Origin of the sequence: Pseudoduganella sp. SL102 (genome assembly GCF_027856995.1) — a bacterium.
GTDB lineage: Bacteria > Pseudomonadota > Gammaproteobacteria > Burkholderiales > Burkholderiaceae_D > Rugamonas > Rugamonas albidiflava.
Genome location: NZ_CP115554.1, coordinates 808,724 through 826,513 on the forward strand (window position 1 = coordinate 808,724; position 17,790 = coordinate 826,513).

Annotated in this window: 14 protein-coding genes; 2 read left to right on the forward strand and 12 right to left on the reverse strand. The window is 65.3% G+C overall.

The window, feature by feature from the left end; all coding sequences use genetic code 11:
* Positions 1 to 2 precede the first annotated feature (2 nt).
* Positions 3 to 1,619: a serine hydrolase gene (locus OU994_RS03510; RefSeq protein WP_281609653.1), complete on the forward strand. Its 1,617-nt coding sequence runs from the start codon at positions 3 to 5 to the stop codon at positions 1,617 to 1,619.
* Between the two features lie 317 nt (positions 1,620 to 1,936).
* Here the strand turns inward: OU994_RS03510 and OU994_RS03515 are convergent, their stop codons facing one another.
* From OU994_RS03515 to OU994_RS03525, 3 genes are all read right to left on the reverse strand, one after another.
* On the reverse strand, positions 1,937 to 2,605 hold the full coding sequence (locus tag OU994_RS03515) for a PEP-CTERM sorting domain-containing protein (protein WP_281609654.1): 669 nt from the start codon (positions 2,603 to 2,605) through the stop codon (positions 1,937 to 1,939).
* A gap of 484 nt (positions 2,606 to 3,089) precedes the next feature.
* Entirely contained in the window at positions 3,090 to 3,896 is an 807-nt protein-coding gene (locus OU994_RS03520) for a class I SAM-dependent methyltransferase (protein WP_281609655.1), read from the reverse strand.
* 125 nt (positions 3,897 to 4,021) lie between these two features.
* A complete protein-coding gene (locus OU994_RS03525; RefSeq protein ID WP_281609656.1) occupies positions 4,022 to 4,723 on the reverse strand; it encodes a pyridoxamine 5'-phosphate oxidase family protein in 702 nt (233 codons plus the stop codon).
* An 89-nt stretch (positions 4,724 to 4,812) separates the two neighbouring features.
* Between OU994_RS03525 and OU994_RS03530 the strand changes: the two genes are divergently transcribed.
* Positions 4,813 to 6,375 carry a PLP-dependent aminotransferase family protein gene (locus tag OU994_RS03530; protein WP_281609657.1) on the forward strand — a complete coding sequence of 521 codons (1,563 nt, stop codon included), beginning with the start codon at positions 4,813 to 4,815 and terminating at the stop codon, positions 6,373 to 6,375.
* Here OU994_RS03530 and OU994_RS03535 read toward each other — a convergent pair.
* The 9 genes from OU994_RS03535 to OU994_RS03575 all read right to left on the reverse strand — a co-directional run bounded on the left by OU994_RS03535 (position 6,363) and on the right by OU994_RS03575 (position 17,781).
* Positions 6,363 to 8,831, reverse strand: a complete 2,469-nt coding sequence (locus OU994_RS03535; protein ID WP_281609658.1) for a TonB-dependent siderophore receptor — start codon at positions 8,829 to 8,831, stop codon at positions 6,363 to 6,365. The genes OU994_RS03530 and OU994_RS03535 overlap by 13 nt on opposite strands.
* Before the next feature lie 444 nt (positions 8,832 to 9,275).
* Positions 9,276 to 10,034, reverse strand: a complete 759-nt coding sequence (locus tag OU994_RS03540) for a spermidine synthase (RefSeq protein WP_281609659.1) — start codon at positions 10,032 to 10,034, stop codon at positions 9,276 to 9,278.
* Between the two features lie 69 nt (positions 10,035 to 10,103).
* Positions 10,104 to 10,589, reverse strand: coding sequence for an FxDxF family PEP-CTERM protein (locus tag OU994_RS03545; RefSeq protein ID WP_281609660.1), 486 nt, complete (start codon positions 10,587 to 10,589; stop codon positions 10,104 to 10,106).
* A 300-nt stretch (positions 10,590 to 10,889) separates the two neighbouring features.
* The gene (locus OU994_RS03550) at positions 10,890 to 11,498 is read right to left on the reverse strand and encodes an FxDxF family PEP-CTERM protein (RefSeq protein ID WP_281609661.1); all 609 of its coding nucleotides are present in this window, start codon (positions 11,496 to 11,498) and stop codon (positions 10,890 to 10,892) included.
* A gap of 207 nt (positions 11,499 to 11,705) precedes the next feature.
* Positions 11,706 to 13,106, reverse strand: coding sequence for a PAS domain-containing sensor histidine kinase (locus tag OU994_RS03555; protein WP_281609662.1), 1,401 nt, complete (start codon positions 13,104 to 13,106; stop codon positions 11,706 to 11,708).
* Positions 13,106 to 14,446, reverse strand: coding sequence for a sigma-54 dependent transcriptional regulator (locus tag OU994_RS03560; protein ID WP_281609663.1), 1,341 nt, complete (start codon positions 14,444 to 14,446; stop codon positions 13,106 to 13,108). The genes OU994_RS03555 and OU994_RS03560 overlap by 1 nt, the downstream gene beginning before the upstream one ends.
* A gap of 44 nt (positions 14,447 to 14,490) precedes the next feature.
* Positions 14,491 to 15,744 (reverse strand): ABC transporter permease, encoded by a 1,254-nt coding sequence (locus tag OU994_RS03565; RefSeq protein WP_281609664.1) that lies wholly within the window; start codon positions 15,742 to 15,744, stop codon positions 14,491 to 14,493.
* A 9-nt stretch (positions 15,745 to 15,753) separates the two neighbouring features.
* Positions 15,754 to 17,079, reverse strand: a complete 1,326-nt coding sequence (locus OU994_RS03570) for an ABC transporter permease (protein ID WP_307731790.1) — start codon at positions 17,077 to 17,079, stop codon at positions 15,754 to 15,756.
* Positions 17,080 to 17,088: 9 nt separating this feature from the next.
* A complete protein-coding gene (locus OU994_RS03575) occupies positions 17,089 to 17,781 on the reverse strand; it encodes an ABC transporter ATP-binding protein (protein WP_131148108.1) in 693 nt (230 codons plus the stop codon).
* Between the last annotated feature and the right edge of the window lie 9 nt (positions 17,782 to 17,790).

A 17,790-nucleotide genomic window follows, 5' to 3' on the forward strand; every position in this document is an offset into this window, starting at 1 on the left:
GGATGCTGCTGAAGAAAACCACTGCCGCGCTGGTGCTGTGCGCCTGCGCGTCGTTTGCCACCGTCAGCGCGCCGGCGCTGGCTTTCGATACCGCCGCCGCGCCTTCCGCGGCCGCGGCACCGGCCTTCGACCTGGCGCGCGACGTCAACCGCGCATTGAAGACCTTCGACGTGCCGGGCATCGCGATCGCCATCGTCAAGGACGGCAAGGTCATCGCCACCCAGGGCTTCGGCGTGCGCAGGCTGGGCGACCCGGCGCCGGTCACCTCGAAGACGCTGTTCGAGATCGCCTCGAACTCGAAGGCGTTCACCGCGGTGGCGCTGGCCCGGCTGGTCGACGAGGGCAAGCTCGATTGGGACGATCCGGTCATCCGGCACCTGCCGGACTTCCGCATGCACGACCCTTACGTAACGCAGGAAATGACGGTGCGCGACCTGCTGACGCATCGCAGCGGCCTGGGCCTGGGCGCCGGCGACCTGCTGTGGTGGCCGACGACGACGTTCTCCACCGACGAGATCATCCACAACCTGCGCCACGTGAAGCCGGCCACCAGCTTCCGCGCCAACTACGCGTACGACAACCTGCTGTACATCGTGGCCGGCCGCATCATCGCGCAGAAATCCGGCAAGAGCTGGGGCGATACGGTGAAGGCGCAGATCCTCGATCCGCTGGGCATGGCGGATACCACCACCAGCGTGGCGGCGATGCTGAAGGCGCCCGACTACTCGGCGCCGCACAGCAAGATCAATGGCCGGCAATCGGTCGTCAAGCCGATGCCGGTCGATAACGCGGTGGGCGCGGTGGGCGTCAACACCAGCGCCGAGGACATCGCGAAATGGATGAACGTGCTGCTGGCCGGCGGCGAAATGCCGGGCGGCCAGCGGTTGCTCTCCGCCGCGCAGTCGAAGGAAATCTGGACACCGGTGACGCCGATGAAGATCGCCGAACCGCAGGGAGCGCTGGCCGCCACGCGCGCCAACTTCAATGCCTATGGCCTGGGCTTCAACATCCGCGACTACCGCGGCAAGAAGCTGGTGCTGCACGGCGGCGCGCTGCAGGGCTTCTATTCGCGCGTGCTGATGGTGCCGGAAGAGCGGCTGGGCATCGCGATCTTCACGAACGCGGAAAACAGCGGTTCGATGACGTCGCTGCAGTGGCGCATCCTCGACCATTACCTGGGCGCCGCACCGACCGACTGGATCGGCGTCATCGCCGCAGAGGAACAGGAGCGCCTGCGCAAGGACCAGGAAAAGATCGGCAAGGCCACGGCCGCCCGCGCCGCCGGCTCGAAGCCTTCGCTGCCGCGCGCCTCGTACGATGGCGAGTACAGCGATCCGTGGTACGGCAAGGTCGTCATCCGCCACGAAGGGAAGAAGCAGCTGATGCAGTTCACGCGCACGCCGGACCTGGTCGGCGAGATGGAGCACTTCCAGCACGACACGTTCATCGTGCGCTGGAAGGAACGCAACTTCAACGCCGATGCCTACCTGACCTTCGCGCTGAACCCGGATGGCTCGATCGAACGCGCGAAGATGTCGGCCATCTCCGACGAAACCGACTTCAGCTACGACTTCCACGACCTGGCGCTGACACCGGTGAAGGGCGGCAAGCCGAAGTAACGGTCTGGCAATTTCATCCAGCAAAGTTGCCCAACACCGGGGCTGAGCCTCATGGCGCTTTGATAATCCTACCCCAAGTGCAAATTCCGGGGTCAGAAAGGAGTACTGGCCTTCAGGCCAGTACCGCTACGCCGGCAAGGAGCGATGCTCCTTGAAACCCCGGCTACGCCCCGACGGGGTGAAGCAGGGGTTTCGCGAAGCATGCTTCGCGCCTGCGGAACGGTGCTGGCATGCAGGCCAGCATTCCTTCCTGACCCCAGCCCTTCGCTGTTGGGGTGAAAGCAGGCGCTTTCAATGTGCTGGCAACACGTCCCCGGTCAGCCGGCCGCTTTGCTGCGCCGCCGCGCAAACGCGCTCACCACGACCAGTCCACCGAACAGCATCGCGTACGTCGACGGCTCCGGTACCGGCGCGGCCACGTAGCGCACGTTCGTGAAGAACATGCCATTGTTTTCCCACTCGCCCGATACCGTGATCGACGTCACCGGCTTGTCGAACAGGATGCCCGCGAAGACGGGCACGGAGATGTTGTAGTTGTGGACGTGGTTTTCAAAGAAGACATGCGAACCGTCGTCGAAGGTCACCATCATCGGCGTCGGCTGCAATGAACCGCCGGGCGAATACAGCCCGCCGCCGATGCCGTACACATCGACGCCGAAGGCGATGATGGGATCGGCGAAAGTGAAGGTAGCGCTATCTGGTGGCGCATAGTAAACGAAGTTGCCTTCAACAAAATTGAAGCGGTCGCTGTAGCCGCCGAATTCGAAGCTTTCGTTATTGCACCACTGGACCGCGTTGCATGTGAAGGTCACGTCGCCCCAGCTCCAGGAGTAACCGTCGCGCACATAGGGCCCGGAAAAGTCCTGGTGCTGGGCATTGCTGCCGATGAGCGTATCGAACGGGATGGCATCTTCGGTAAAGTAACCGCTGGCGTGCGAGGTGAGTGCTGTCGCCGCGAGCATCAGCCCGGTTAGTGCTTTGCGCATGTGGGACTCCTGGTAAGAGAGAGGATCATCGGTACCGCGATAGCGGTAACTGATGATAGCGCTAGCACCGTTGGGAATGGATGAGCGGGAAAAATTATTTTAAACTATATAAAAATTTACAACAGTTGCCATTGTCGCGCCCCCTGCCGCAAGGGTAAGCTAGCACACTGCCGGGTAATCATTCCGGAATTGCCACAAAAGAGAATTGCCATACGTTCAAACATTGTTGTTGTAACAGTGAGTTTCAGTGAGACTGTTTCATGTGCAAATGCAGCATAATCACGCGGTTGTCATAAAGTGAAAGTTTCCTCGCATGAATGAGCTGATGTTGTCGGTTGCCGCCGTGTGCGGTTCCATGGTGGTAGGCTTCGTGGTGTTTTGCAGCTTCATGAGCCGCCTCCAGCGCAGGTGAAATGCGGCAGCCGCCGGCCTGCGTCGCCTGGCGGCTGTGGGTGTCAGGCAGCGATCTGCCGACCCGCCAGCATCATTGCTTCACGAACTTCAGTGTCATCCGGTCGCTTTCGCCGATCGCCGCATACTTCTCGCGATCCGCATCCTTGTTCCCGTAAGTGGGCGGCAATGCCCACACGCCGCCCTTGTGGTCGGCCGTATCCTTCGGGTTCGCGTTCACATCGGATTTCGCCATCAGCTTGAAGCCGGCCGCCTCGGCGAGCCGGATAACGTACGCTTCGTGCACGTAGCCGCTCGACGCCGTCGCATCCTGCGGCTTCGATGCCGGCAGGCGGTGGTCGACGACACCGAACACGCCGCCCGGCTTCAGCGCGTCGTGAACGCTCTTGAACACTTCCTTCAGCCGCGCGTCGCCTTCGTTCGTCCAGTTATGCACATTGCGGAAGGTGAGCACCATGTCGGCGCTGCCTTTCGGCGCGTAGCTGAATACGCCGTTGCCCGGTTCGAACGCGCCCAGCTGCACCTTGCCGAAGGCGGCCGGATTGGCGTCGAGCTTTTGCTTGAAGCGCTCGCCGGCGCGCGCCACATTGGGCGCCTTCGAATCCGGCGTCGCGCCGGCAGCGACCAGCTTGCCCCGTTCGCGCAGGTAGGGCGCCAGGATTTCCGTGTACCAGCCGCCACCGGGCGACAGTTCCACCACCGTCATGTCCGGCCGGATGCCGAAGAACGTCAGCGTCTCGTAGGGGTGGCGGTAGGTATCCCGTTTCACGTTGTCCGGGCTGCGCTGGCTGCCGTTGATGGCAGCCTTCAGCGCATCGTCGGCCAGCGCCGGCGTGCTGCAGGTCGCTGCCAGGATGGCGGCGGCGAGGATTCGTTTCATGCGATCTCCTTATGAACATATGCGCGGCGCGAAATTGGCCGCGACCGGGCGATGATGTGCAATAAAGACAAGCCGGTCAAGCCAAATGAGGCGAGGCGCGACGGGAGATCGCCGAGAGGTGCCGCCTACTCCTGCCAGTGCCGCACGTAACAGGGCGCCGCGATGGTGCAGGCGGCATCGGGCACCGGTGCGCCGCGTACCTCGCGCAGCGGCAGCACGCCGGCCCAGGCGCGCACGTCCATGTCTTCCGGGTCGTCTTCCGGCGGTCCGCTGCGAACCTTGCATGCCGCCTCGGCCAGCGCGATGCGCAGCACCGTGGTGGCGGCGTATTCGTTGTCGTTGCCGGGCCGGATCTCGGCCTGCCGGCCAGGCGCCAGGTGTTCCATGAATGCCTCCAGCGCATCGCGCTTGTCCACTTCGCCGCTTTCATCGACCTTTTCGAAGCGGCCGTAGATCACGGCGCTGCGGTAGTTCATCGAGTGGTTGAACGCGGAGCGCGCCATCACGAGGCCATCGACATGCGTGATCGTCACGCAGCATTCGTCGTCCAGCAGGCGTTTCACCATGCGGCTGCCATTCGAGCCGTGGATGTACAGGTGCTCGCCGATGCGCCAGCATGCCGTGGGGATGCAGTGAACGCCATGGTCGTCGCGGAATGCCACGTGGCAGATCCAGGCGGCGTCGATGATCGCATGCAGCACCACCGGATCGTGGCTGGCGCGGTTGGCGGAACGCTTGACCTGCGTGCGGGCCGACGGGGCCGACGGGGCAGTGGGTTGGGCTGCAGGTTCTGCTGCAGATTCGGCGGCGGAAGGGGAAGTATTCATGGTCTCCATTCGGTGGGTTGAGGGCGCACTATAATGGCGCTGCTGGCTCCCGGAACAGGTCCAGGGGCGGCCAATCGAATGGAACCACGATGGACTACGCACTGCTGTTGTCGAATTTTGCGCGCGACCATGGGCACCACAGCTGGCCGCGCCAGCGGCTGCTGCATGAATGCCTGCGCCATGCGATCCGTGCCGGCACGCTGGCGGCCGGCACGCGGCTGGTGGCCACGCGTGCCCTGGCGGCCGAGCTGGGCGTGGCCCGCAACACCGTGCTGTACGCCTATGAACAGCTGGCCAGCGAAGGCTTCGTGGTGCCGGACCGCCGCGGCACCGTGGTGGCCCGCTTCGTGCCCGAACCGGCAGCCGATGCGGCAACGCAGGGGCGTGGCCGGCTGCCGGCGGCGCAGGCCGGCCTGTCGCGCCGCGCCTTGAACCTGCGCCCGCTGTCGAATGGCGCCAGCGACGCCCAGGCCTTCGTGCCGGGCGTGCCGGACCTGCAGGCGTTTCCGCTGGCGCTGTGGCGCCGGCTGCTCGACCGGGCCTGGCGCGGACTCGATCCGGCGCAGCTGAACTACGGCGACCCGGCCGGCGCATGGCCATTGCGGACCGCGATCGCGGATTACCTGCGGGCGTCGCGCGGCGTGGTGTGCGAGGCGGAGCAGGTATTCATCACCGATGGCAGCCAGAGCACGCTGGACCTGTGCGCCCGTGCCTGCGCCGACGAAGGCGACACGGTATGGCATGAAAACCCCGGCTACGGCGGCGCGCTGGCGGCATTCCGCCACGCCGGCCTGGCGGTGGAAGGCATCCCGGTGGACGAGGAGGGCATGGCGCCCTCGGCGCATGACTGGCAGGCGCGCCGGCCAAGGCTGGTCTACACCACGCCGTCGGACCAGTACCCGGTAGGCACCGTGCTGTCGCTGGCCCGGCGGCTGGCGCTGATCGACGGCGCCCGCCGGAGCGGCGCGCTGATCATCGAGGACGACTACGACAGCGAGTTCCGCCACGACGGCCCGCCGCTGGCGGCAATGCAGGGGCTGGCGCCGGATGCGCCGGTGCTGTACTGCGGCACGTTCAGCAAGACCATGTTCCCCGGCCTGCGCATCGGCTACCTGGTGGTGCCGCCCGGCCTGGCGCCGCAGCTGGCGCTGCTGCGCGCCCAGTCGTCGGCGGCGGGGCGGGTGGCCGAGCAGCTGGCGCTGGCGGAATTCGTCACCAGCGGGCAGTTCCTGCTGCATTTGCGGCGCATGCGGCGGCTGTACCGCGAACGGCGCGATGCGCTGGTCGCCGCCCTGGAAAAACACCTCGGCCGCATCGCCACCGTGCATGGCGCCTCGGCCGGCATGCACCTGTCGCTGCGCTTGCCGGACTGGCTGCCGGATGAAGCGATCCGCGCCAGGGCCCGCGACGAGGGCATCGTCGTGAATGCGCTGTCGGCCCACGCGGTGCGGGAAGCCGCGGCTGGCCAGGTCCCCTGGAATGGACTGATGCTGGGCTATGCCCAGGTACCCGCGGAAGCGATGGAAGGATTGGTGAAGCGGCTGGCGGCCGTGATCCACCTGGCCGCCTATGAGGCGGAGCGCTTCCGGCCGGCGCAGGGCCGGCCGGAAGTGCGCCCGAAATTACACCGGGACGCGCGTCAGAACGCGTAGTCGGCGCGCACGTACATGCTGCGGCCGTTGATGCCGAACGGGCAGGTTTCCCAGCAGTGCGTGAAGCCCAGTTGCGGGAACGGTGCGGCGCGCGTCTTGTCCCACTCGGTCGGGTAGGTGTCGAACACGTTGCTCACGCCCAGTTGCAGGCCGAGCTTCTTCGTGAAGTTGTAGCGCAGCGTCATGTCGGCGATCCACTTGCCTTCCCAGGTCTGGATGAAGCCCGGCGTGAAGCCCTGGCCCTGCACCTCGCCGTAGTAGTTGGCGCGCACGTTGCCGTTCCACTTGCCCATCGTGTAGTCGGCCGACAGAACGTGGTGCTTGCGCGGCTGGCCATGCTCGATCAGCGTGACCTGCGACGCGTCGAACAGCTGTTCGCCGGTCAGGATCGACGAGGTGGAGTGGCGGCCGGTGACTTCGGTCTTGTTGAAGCCCAGCTGGCCGGACAGCACCAGCGTGGAGCCCGGCCAGCGCGACGTATGTTCGGCCACGATGTCGATGCCGCGGGTCTTGGTGTCGACGGCATTGGTGAAGAACTGCGCCTGGCCCACCTTCAGCGGCACCAGCACGTTGGCGATCGGGCCGCCGCCCGCTTCCGGCGAGATCGTGCTGGAGAACACGATGCGGTCCTTGATCTTGATCTGGTACACGTCGGTCGTCAGCGAGAAGTTCGGCAGCGGACGCAGCACGATGCCCATGCTGGCGTTGCGCGAGGTTTCCTCCTTCAGCGGCGCAATCCCCAGTGCCCGCGTGACAGGGCTGTCCTGGCGCGCGGTCAGCGTCTCGGTCAGCACGCCGGCGGCGTTCAGGTTGGTCGACACGGAGCTGTAGAACGCTTGCTGCACGCCCGGGGCGCGGAAGCCGGACGAGAAGCTGCCGCGCACGCCCACCTGTTTCGAGGGATCCCAGCGCGCGGTGACCTTGCCGGTGGTCGTGCTGCCGAAGTCAGAGTATTTCTCGTAGCGCACCGCGCCCGTCAGCATCAGCGTGTCGAGCGCGCGCCATTCCACGTCGCCATACAGCGCGATGTTGTGGCGGCCTTCGTCCACCTCGGTCGACGGCGTGTAGCCCGGGAAGCCCTGGGTGCCCGATGCGGCCACGGTGCCGGCCGGCGTGAGGATCTGGATCGCCGGGTTGTTGGTGCGGCCATACTGGTACGACACCGGATCGCCGGCCACGATCTCGTAGCCGTCGCGCCGCCATTCGAAGCCGGTGGCGAAGAACACGCCCTTGGCGACCGGGCCTTTCAGGTCGGCGTTGAACGTGGTCTGGTTGAACTTCAGCTTGCCGGTATCGGCTTCCAGCGGCGATTCGCCATAGATGCCGCCGCCGTTGGGGCGCGGCTCGTACCAGTAGCTGACATTGATCGTGTTCTTTTCATGGAACGCCAGTTCGCTGCGGCCATGGTTGACGGAGACGTCGGCCTTCCATTCATTGGGCAGGTCGAGCCGGTAGCCGACGGCCAGCGAGGCATCCTTGACGGTGGTGCGGATGTTCGGCAGGTAGCCTTCCGGGTACACGGCCGCGACGGTGCGGTCGTCGCCCGCCGAGCGGAAGAAGCCGGACGAATCGCCCTTGCGCTTCGAGGCGCCGCCGAATGCATAGAACTCGCCGCCGCGGCCGGCCGGCAGGGCCGCGTTGGCCCACAGGTAAGCGTCCTTCGCGTCGCTGTCGCCGATGCGCTGCGTGACGCGGGGCGGATCGGTGCGCGCGGTATCGAGGCCGGCGCGGTTGGTTTCGTTGCGGCGGCGGCCTTCCACGGAAACGTTGATGTAGCCGCCATCGCTGCCCAGCGCCCAGCCGCGGTTCACGCTGCCGGAAATCATGTCGCCGTCGCCTTCGGACGTGGTGCCCACCTGGCCGGACACCTGGGTTTCGTTCACGTTCGACTTCAGCACGATGTTGATCACGCCGGCGATCGCGTCGGAACCGTATTGCGCGGCGGCGCCGTCGCGCAGCACTTCGATGTGGTGGATGGCCGACAGCGGGATCGCGTTGATGTCGGTACCGGCCGAGCCGCGGCCCACGGTCTGCTGCACGTTGACCAGCGCCTGCTGGTGGCGGCGCTTGCCGTTCACCAGCACCAGCAGCTGGTCCGGGCCCAGCGAGCGGAGCGTGGCGGGGCGGATGATGTCGGTGCCGTCGCTGATGAAGGTGGACGAGAAGTTGAACGACGGGTCGAGCGATTGCAGCAGCTTGCCCAGTTCCAGCGGGCCGGCGGTCTGCATGTCCTTCACGTTGATCAGGCCCACCGGCGCGGCGGTGTCGAGCGCGGTGCGGGCGGCGGAACGCGAACCCAGCACGACCACGGTTGCCTGTTCGGTCGGCTGTTCGGCTTGTTGCACCGCTGCGGTGCCGGATGGCTGGGCATCGGCGGCGGTCTGCGCGGAAGCGTGCGCGGCCAGCAACAGGGCGGCGCTGGCGAGCACGGTACGGCGGAAAGTGTTCTGCTTCATGTGTCTTTTATCGTCTCTTGGTTGGATGGGGGCGAAGCATGCGTGGGGGTGTCCCGCGCTGAGTCTACCCGGGCCGGTAATAAAGTAGTAACGCCCTGTTGCGCCGAATGAACGTGCTGAAAATATTGCGTGATTTATATGACGAAGTCGCTTACCCTGTTGCCCCTCCATCTGCCGGACCCGGCAATTTCCCGAGCGGGCGCGACATTTTTACGACAGTCCAGCGTGAGGGGGGCAAGCGTGAAGCGGTGAAGTGGCCGCCCCCGGTGGCCGTGCAGGGCACCGCCACGCCACTGTGGAATGGGAAGTACACGCGGGCCGCCGCGCTGACGATCACGCTGTCCGGCCCCGGCTGGAAGCCGCACCTGGCTGCCGGCGCCAGCACCGGATCGATCGGTTTCCGCGCTACCCGCCATGAAAGCGGGGCGGTGCCGGACCGGAGGGCTAGCCCTGGTCCAGCATCCATTCCTTCAGTCCATCGACCCACTTCCTGGCGGGCAAGTTGAAGGTCTTCCGGATGGCTGCCGCGCGTTCGTACAGCACGGAAAAGTCCAGCACCGGGGCGGTCTTGAACGCGATCGCGACGATGTTCGCATCGTGCACCTCGGGCAGCCACACCACGGCGTCGAAAGCCAGTTCCATGTGCTGCAGGTTGCGCTCGTAGTTGTCGAATTCACCGAACACGTTGGCCGTCATGATGCCGTGTTCCGTCAGGCAGTCGCTGCACGCCTGGTAGAACTCGGGCGAGTCCAGCACCGGGCCGCGCGCTTCCTCGTCGTACAGGTCGACCTGCAGCACGTCGATGGCGCCGCGGTTGGCCGGGTCGTGGACGAAATCGAGGGCATCCATCTGGCGTACGTTCAACCGGTCATCGTTGGGCGGCAGGCCGAACATTGCCTGGCACACCGCGATCACATTGGGATTGAGTTCGGCGACCGATACGCGGGCGCCGGGGAAGCGCCCGTGGCAGAACTTCGTCAGCGCGGCGCTGCCCAGGCCGAGCTGGGCTATGTGGCGGGGCTGCTGCAGGAACAGCATCCACATCATCATCATCTGCACGTACTCGAGCTCGATGGCGTCGGGCTTCGACAGCCGCATCGCGCCCTGCACCCACGAAGTGCCGAGGTGGAGCGAGCGTACGCCTTCGAATTCAGTGATGGTGGCAGGAGGGTGGCCGGGCTGGTCGAAACGGGTCTTTTGCATCCCGGAAGTTTACCAGCCATGAAAAAAAGGCGCCGAAGCGCCTTTTTGGGAGCTTACCGCTCGAGTTGATTACTGCTGCTTGCGACGACGTGCTGCGAAGGCCAGCACGCCCAGGCCGCCGGCCAGCATGCCGTAGGTTGCAGGTTCCGGAACTGCGGTCACGGTGAAGTTGCCGCCGTAGCTGGCCACGTCGCCGGTGACGGTGCCGTTCACGACCAGCGTCAGCGGGCCGGAGACATCCTGACCCAGGATGGCAGCGATCGACAGGGAGCCCAGGTCGGCCGTTGCAACGTCCACGCCGTTCAGCGTCACGTCGGTGAACGTCACGTCGCTCCAGGCGCTGGCGTTGTTGATCAGGCCAGCGAAGACCGTGCCCACACCGTCGAAGCCGGTGAAGGTGAACGTGTCGCTGAACGCGCCTTCGGTGTGGGTGTTGCCCACGAGTGCCGAGTAGACGTTCGGGCCGCCGATCAGGTCGATGCTGATGTCATCGGCGAATGCGGAGCCGAAGGCGGGCAGCAGTGCGGCTGCCAGTACGAGAGATTTCAATTTCATGCTTTACCTCGTCGAAGAGTTATTAACTATAAGGAGTCGACAAGTTAAGCCAGCTTTAAGGTGTTGTCAATAATTTATTGAAGCCGTTACAAATAGGTACAAAAAAAAGACGCCGCGGCGTCTTTTGGTAAATTAATGTAAGTTGCTGATTTAAAACAAGTTTTAAGTTAAAAAGATTTAAAGAAGAAATATATAATTCCTAAAAATAATATTAATTCTCGGAAAAACACTTGATGATTATCAAGTTTTGATATTGCATGGAAATAATATTTCAACAAGAATCTTATTAATAAGAAACTTTTAATTCTTGTTGGACATTTTAATGTCGACTGATGGTTTTCTTCGGCTCAGCCAGGCCAGCATCCCCAAGCCACCAAACAGCATTGCGTAGGTATCCGGTTCCGGAACCGGGCTGATATTGATCGTCCCCGCATAGCTGGCCGAAGCGCCCCCCATCGCGCCTTCCACGGTGCCGTACACGGTCAGCACCAGCGGGCCCATGATCGGCGTATTGATCAGCCAGCCATATTCGAAGACGCCGTCGTCCGTCAGCGTCATGTCATTGCCGTTGATCTCCGCCCTGTCGAAGTTGATGTTTGAAAACGGCTGGAAGCCGATCGTGACCACGCTCGAGTCGACGAACCAGCTGCCGTCCGAGGGCGAGAAGTTGAACGTGTCGACGAAGGCGCCGGTCTCATAGTGGATGGCGCCGAAATGTGCCGACCGCGTGGCACCGCCTTCGCCACCCAGGTTGATGTTGGTAACGGAATTGTCGGCCTGCGCCGCCCCCGCGAAGGCCAGCGCGGCTGCCAGCGCCGCGCCCGGTAAAAACGACGGTAAGAAAGATGAACATTTCATGATGGATCCCCGGTTGAAGTGCGGCCCGACGCGGGCCGCGTAGGGACACATTAGAACTGCCGGGTTCAGTTGCGAGGCCTTTCTTGTTGACTTTTGCGCAAGTTCAATGCGTCAAATTGCGCGACATCATGCCTGGCGGACACGATTCCCGGGTGACACCTTCGGTGTCCCCTCAGTGACTCCCTCAGTGACTCCCTCAGTGACTCCCTCAATGACTCCCGCAGTGACTCCCTCCGTGACCCTCAGCTACCGCCTGCCTCAGGCGGCGTCCGGGAGGCTGGCCGGCAACAGCAGTGTCACAGCCAGGCCGCCACCGTCGCGGTTCGCCAGCGTGATCCGGCCGCCATGTGCCTCGGCGATCTCGCGCGCCAGCGCCAGGCCCAGGCCGGTGCCGCTGCGCTTGGTGGAATAGAAGGGCACCAGTGCGTTCGCCAGCACCGTATCGCTCATGCCCGGGCCCCGATCCCGCACTTCGATGCGCACGGTGTCCTGCACGTGGCGGATGTCCAGTGCGATGGCCTCGGGCGGCGAGCCCGATTCATGGGCATTCTTCAGCAGGTTCAGCAGTGCCTGCTCCAGCTGGGCGGCATCGAAGGCCGCCGCTTCGGCCGGCAGCGTGCCCACCACGCGGAACGGTACCTGTTCGGCCAGGCGGGCCACGAAACCGGACCATGGATGCGGCTGGCGCCGCGGTGCCGGCAGCTTGGCGAAGCGTGCATAGCCGAGGATGAAGCCCTCCAGGTGGCGGGTGCGTTCCTCGATCGTGGCGAGGATCTGCGGCAGGCGTTCGGTCTGGCCACGGCGCACCAGCTCGGCGCCGGAATGGGCGAGCGACGCCAGCGGGGCCAGCGAATTGTTCAGCTCATGGCTGATCACGCGGATCACTTTCTTCCATGTCTGCACTTCCTGGCGCCGCAACTCCAGCGTGAGCTGGCGCAGCAGCAGCAACTCGTGGCGCCGGCCGTTCAGGTTGAAGCGGCGGCGCGCCAGGTGGAACACTTCCTCGCTGTCGCCCTCGCCGGTCGTGAACAGGCCATCGCCGCCACGGGCGACCGCTTCGCGCAGCGGCACGGCGGAACGTTCCAGCAGCGCGTCCAGCCGGTGTCCTTCGAGCTTGCGCCCGCCGTGCAGCATGTGCCGCGCCGCCACGTTGGCGTACACGATCGCGCCCGCATCGGCCACCAGCAGCATCGCCACCGGCGTGTTCTGCACCATGGTGTCCAGCAGCAGTTCGCGCTGCACGAGGTTGAGGCGCTGTTCGCGCAACACTTCGCCCAGCGCGTTATGGGCGTCCACCAGTTCGCGCAGCTCGTCGTCCTGGGGCCAGTGCAGGCTGAAGGAGAAGTCGCCGTCGCGGTAGCTCGTGACGGTGCCGGCCAGTGCCCGGTACAGCGAGATGATCGGCTTGAGCTGCGAGCGGATCGTGATCACCGACAGCGGCACCACGCACAGCAGGCACACCGCCAGGACGAGCCAGGGCCGGTCGGGAAAATAATGGTCGAGCGCCAGCGCGATCAGGATGCCGACGGTGAGCAGGGTGCCGACCAGCGCCGACCAGCGCGTGAGCAGCGAAAGCCGGATGGCTTTCGGGCGAGTTCCGGTATCGATGGCTTCGCGGCCATCCTTGCCGGCAGGGCTGCCGCCCGGCGGATGCGCCATCAGGGCCGCGCGATGCCGAGCCGCTCCATGCGGCGGTACAGCGCCTGGCGCGACAGGCCCAGTTCCGCGGCCGCCTGCGCCACGATGCCGTTGGCGCGCGCCAGCGCGGAACTGATCGCGTCGCGGTCCGGTTCCATGTCCGGTCCACCGGCGGGAGCGGCCGCCGCGGGCAGCCCCAGGTCGGCGGCGCCCACCTCCGGCCCGGCGGACAGCAGCCGGGCACGCGCCATCACGTTCTTCAGCTCGCGCACATTGCCGGGCCAGGCATGCGCCAGCAGCGCCGCTTCGGCATCCGGGCGCAGCGCCTTGCCGGTGCCGAGGAAGTGGCGCGCCAGCGGCAGGATGTCGCCCGGACGGGCGGCCAGCGCCGGCAGCCTCAGTTCGATCACATTCAGGCGGTAATACAGGTCTTCGCGAAAGGTGCCGGCGCGGATCATGGCCGGCAGGTCGGCATTCGTGGCGCTGACGACGCGCACCGCCACCTTCCGCTCGCGGTTCGAGCCCAGGCGCTCGAAGCGGCCCGTCTCCAGCACCCGCAGCAGTTTCATCTGGCCGGCCAGCGGCAGGTTGCCGATTTCGTCGAGGAACAGCGTGCCGCCGTCGGCGGCCTCGAACTTGCCTTCGCGGGCTTTCGACGCGCCGGTGTAGGCACCGGCATCGGCGCCGAACAGTTCCGCCTCGATCAGTTCCGCCGGCAGCGCGCCGCAATTGAGCACCACGAACGGGCCGTCCGCCACCGGCGAGTTGGCCTGGATGATTTCGGCGATGCGTTCCTTGCCGGTGCCGTTCGGACCGCTGACCAGCACCGGCACGTCGGCCCGCGCCACCTGGCAGGCCAGGTGCAGCACGCGTTCGGTGGCCGGGTCTTGCCAGACGATGCCGCGCAGGTCGTATTGCTCCAGTTCGCGCCGCTGGCGCAGTTCGCCCTGCAGCCGCTGGCGCAGCGCGCGGTTGGCCTGGCCCAGCTCCAGCAGGTTCTTGACGGTGGCCACCAGCCGCCCGTCGTTCCAGGGCTTGGCCAGATAATCGGCGGCGCCGGCCTTGATCAGGTCCACCGCCGCATCGAGGTGCGTCCATGCCGTGAGCAGGATGACCGGCAGGTCCGGGTGGCGCTTGCGGATCGCCCGGAACAGCGCCACGCCTTCCTCGCCGGACGTGGTGTCGGCGCTGAAGTTCATGTCCTGGATGACCAGGTCGACCGTGGCGGCGTTGCGCTCGAGCAGGGCCAGGCCCTCGTCGGGTGAAGCCGCGCGCAGGGCGGCGATATCGTGCAGTGAAAACAGCACTTCCAGCGCCATCGTGATGGCGGCATTGTCGTCGATGATCAGTACGGTCGGCATGGTGGCGTCAGCATAACATTGCTGTACTTCATTGCGGCACTTCCTCAAACCACCCCGCGGGTGGCGGTGGCCGGCGAAATGCTGGCCGCGCGCCAGGCCGGGCCATACACGGCGGCGATGCCCAGGGCCAGGAAGGCCGCCGCGCCGGCCAGCAGGTAGCTGGCCGGCAGCCGTGCCAGTTCCAGGTTCGTCACCAGCAGGTGGTTCAGGCCCAGCGCGCCGAGCAGCCCGGCGGCCACGCCGGCGCTGGTGATCATCACGTTCTCGGTGATGAAGTAGCGCAGGATGTCCACCCGGCGCGCCCCCAGCGCACGGCGCACGCCGATCTGCTTGCGCCGCTGCGTGACCCACAGGCTGGCCATGCCGACGATGCCGCTGGCGGTCACCAGCATCAGCAGCACGCTGACGGCGACCAGCATCCAGGCCAGGCCGCGGTCCGCGCGATAGCGGTTCCTGCGATCCTCATCGAACGTTTTCGGACGCACCACGATCTGGTTGTTGGCATCCTTGCGCAAGACCGCCTCCGTTTCCTTCATCACGCGATCGCGCTGGCCCGGTTCGGCGCGCACCGTGTACATGGCGCGCGGCGACGTGATGCGGCGAATCGGCTGGATGATCGACATCTCGCCCCGTTCGCCCACCTCGGCGCCGGTCGATTGCAGGCGCTCGACCACGCCGACGACGCGGGCCGCCGTGGCATCGCTGCCGGTGCCGAAGTACACCTGCTTGCCGACATAACTGGTCGAGTCGGGCCACACTTTTTTCGCCAGCGCCTGGGTGATGATGATCACGCTGGTTTCATAGGCGTCCTTCGTCATGTCCAGGTTCACCACCTCCGTGGGCTGGAAGTCGCGGCCTTCCACCAGTTTCAGGCCCCATGTCTTGACCACCGAATCGGGCGACACGTAATACGCGGTTCCCGTCGACACCTTCACCTGGTCGCGGCTCGCGGCCATGCCCGTATTGTTGCCCGAATTGGACAGCGGCACCTGGTTGGTCTGCGCCACCGACTCCACGCCCGGCACGGCGCGCAGGAGCGCGGCCTGGCGAACCTGTTGCGCCACCATGTCGTTGAAGGTGCTTGCGGAATTGAGTTCGCTGACCTGCAAGTGGAAGATGTCGGCCTCGCGCTCCACGCCGGACGGCCGGTCCATGACGGCCTGGCGCACATTGACGATATGCAGCGCGTTGGCCAGGATCGCGAGGCTCAGTGCGACCTGCACGGCCACGAGGACAGGGCCGGTCTTGTTGCGCATCAGCGCGGCCAGGATGGGACGAAATTCCGGGTTGAATGCCATCTCGGTCTCCTATTGGGATTTCAGTTGCAGGGCGGGGGTCACCTGGCAGGCCCGCCAGGTGGGCAGCAGGCCGGCCAGGATCGCCGCGGCCACGGCCATTGCGAACGTCACGCACAGCATTGCCCAGTCCATCCGGGCCACGAGCGCCAGCTCTTTCGACTGCAGCGAAATCAGGCCCAGTGCGCCCAGTGCCAGCAGCAGGCCCAGGACGCCACCGGCCAGGCCGATGACGGCCGTCTCGACCAGGAATTGATGGAAGATCTCCTTGCGCGAGGCGCCCAGGGCGCGGCGCACGCCAACTTCCGGCGCCCGCACGGAAAACTTCGCCAGCAACAGGCCCACGGTGTTCACCAGGCACAGCAGCAGGAAGCCGAATGCGAGCCAGGCCGACAGCTTGTTGTCGTTGCCCACCACCTTCAGGTGTTCCAGCCATTCGGTGAGGTTGTACAGGTGGTTCGGTGCATTGCGCGGCATGCGGCCCAGCTTGCGCTGCTCGGCCGCATAGCCGTCGATCCAGTCCTGCAATGCGGCGCGGTCTGCCGCGGAGTGGAGCTCGAACCAGAACTGGATCCAGGTGCACTCGGAGCGGATGAAGGCCTGGTAGCCGGCACCGGCGTTGCTGGTGCAATTGGTGCTGCCGCTGTTGTTCCATTCGTGCCGCACGGCCGTTGCCATGGGCAGGAAGAATTCATCCTCCTCGTCGAACGCGCCCATGCCCACGATGCGGTGGAAGCGCGGGATTGGATCCCACTTGTCGATAACGCCCGTGATCAGGAAATCGAAACCGTTGTAGCGCAGCCGCCGGCCCACCGGGTTGTCGTTTCCATACAGCTTTTCCGACAGCGCGCGGGTCAGGACCATCACGTCGGCGCCCGCCTTGTCGTCCGCCTCGGTCCACGCCTGGCCATGCAGGAAGGGAATCTCGAACATGGTGAAGAAATCGCGATAGGGGCCGCCGCCGGTGACGACGAACGGCGCGATATCCTTGCGATCCGGCTGGATCGTGCCGCCCAGCCCCATCATCGCCGTGCGCCGCGCACCCTGGCCGCTGGCCTGGAGATTCATCGCATCGGTGTAGCTGACCTGGTCGTCGTTGGGTTTGTCGCCCGGCGAATAGCCTTCCAGCGGGCCGTTGTTGAACACGACCGAGACCATCCGCTCGCTCTTGTGCGGCATCGGGTTGCCGGACATGACATGCAGGATCGTCAGCGTCGACACGCTGGCGGCCACGCCGATGGCCAGCGTGAGCACCATCAGCGCTGTCAGCGCCGGGTTGCGGCGCAGGTTGCGCAGGCCCAGCTTGAAGTAATAACCGAACATATGGGACGAGAACATGCCGTCTCCTTAGGCCGCCAGCGTGGGCGACTTGCGCACCAGGTCCGATACCTGGCCATCGATGATGTGCACGTTGCGCTGCGAGCGCGTGGCCAGCTCGGGGTCATGCGTGACCATCAGGATCGTGGTGCCCTGCGCATTGATCTCCTCCAGCAGTTCCATCACGCCGCGCGCCATCTGCGTGTCGAGGTTGCCGGTCGGTTCGTCCGCCAGCAGCAGCTTCGGGGTGCCGGCCAGCGCCCGGGCAATCGCCACGCGCTGCTGCTGGCCGCCCGACAGCTCGGCCGGGTAGTGCTTCATGCGCGATGCCAGGCCCACCTTGGCCAGCGCATCCTCGATGCGTTCCTTCCGTTCGGCCGCGTTGAAGCCGCGATAGCGCAGCGGCACGTCGACGTTATCGAACAGCGACAGGTCGGGAATCAGGTTGAAGCCCTGGAAGATGAAGCCCAGCTTTTCGTTGCGCAGCTTCGAGCGGGCGTTGTCGTCCATCCCTTTCACGTTGATGCCATCGAGGATGTATTCGCCGGCGGTGAATTCCTCCAGCAGGCCGGCGATGTTCAGGAAACTCGTCTTGCCCGAGCCGGACGGCCCGGTCACGGTGACGAATTCGCCCTGTTTCACATGGATCTCGAAGCCGCGCAGCGCGTGCGTTTCGATCATGTGGGTACGGTAGACTTTGCTCAGGTTTTGCATGCGCAGCATGGTGGCCTC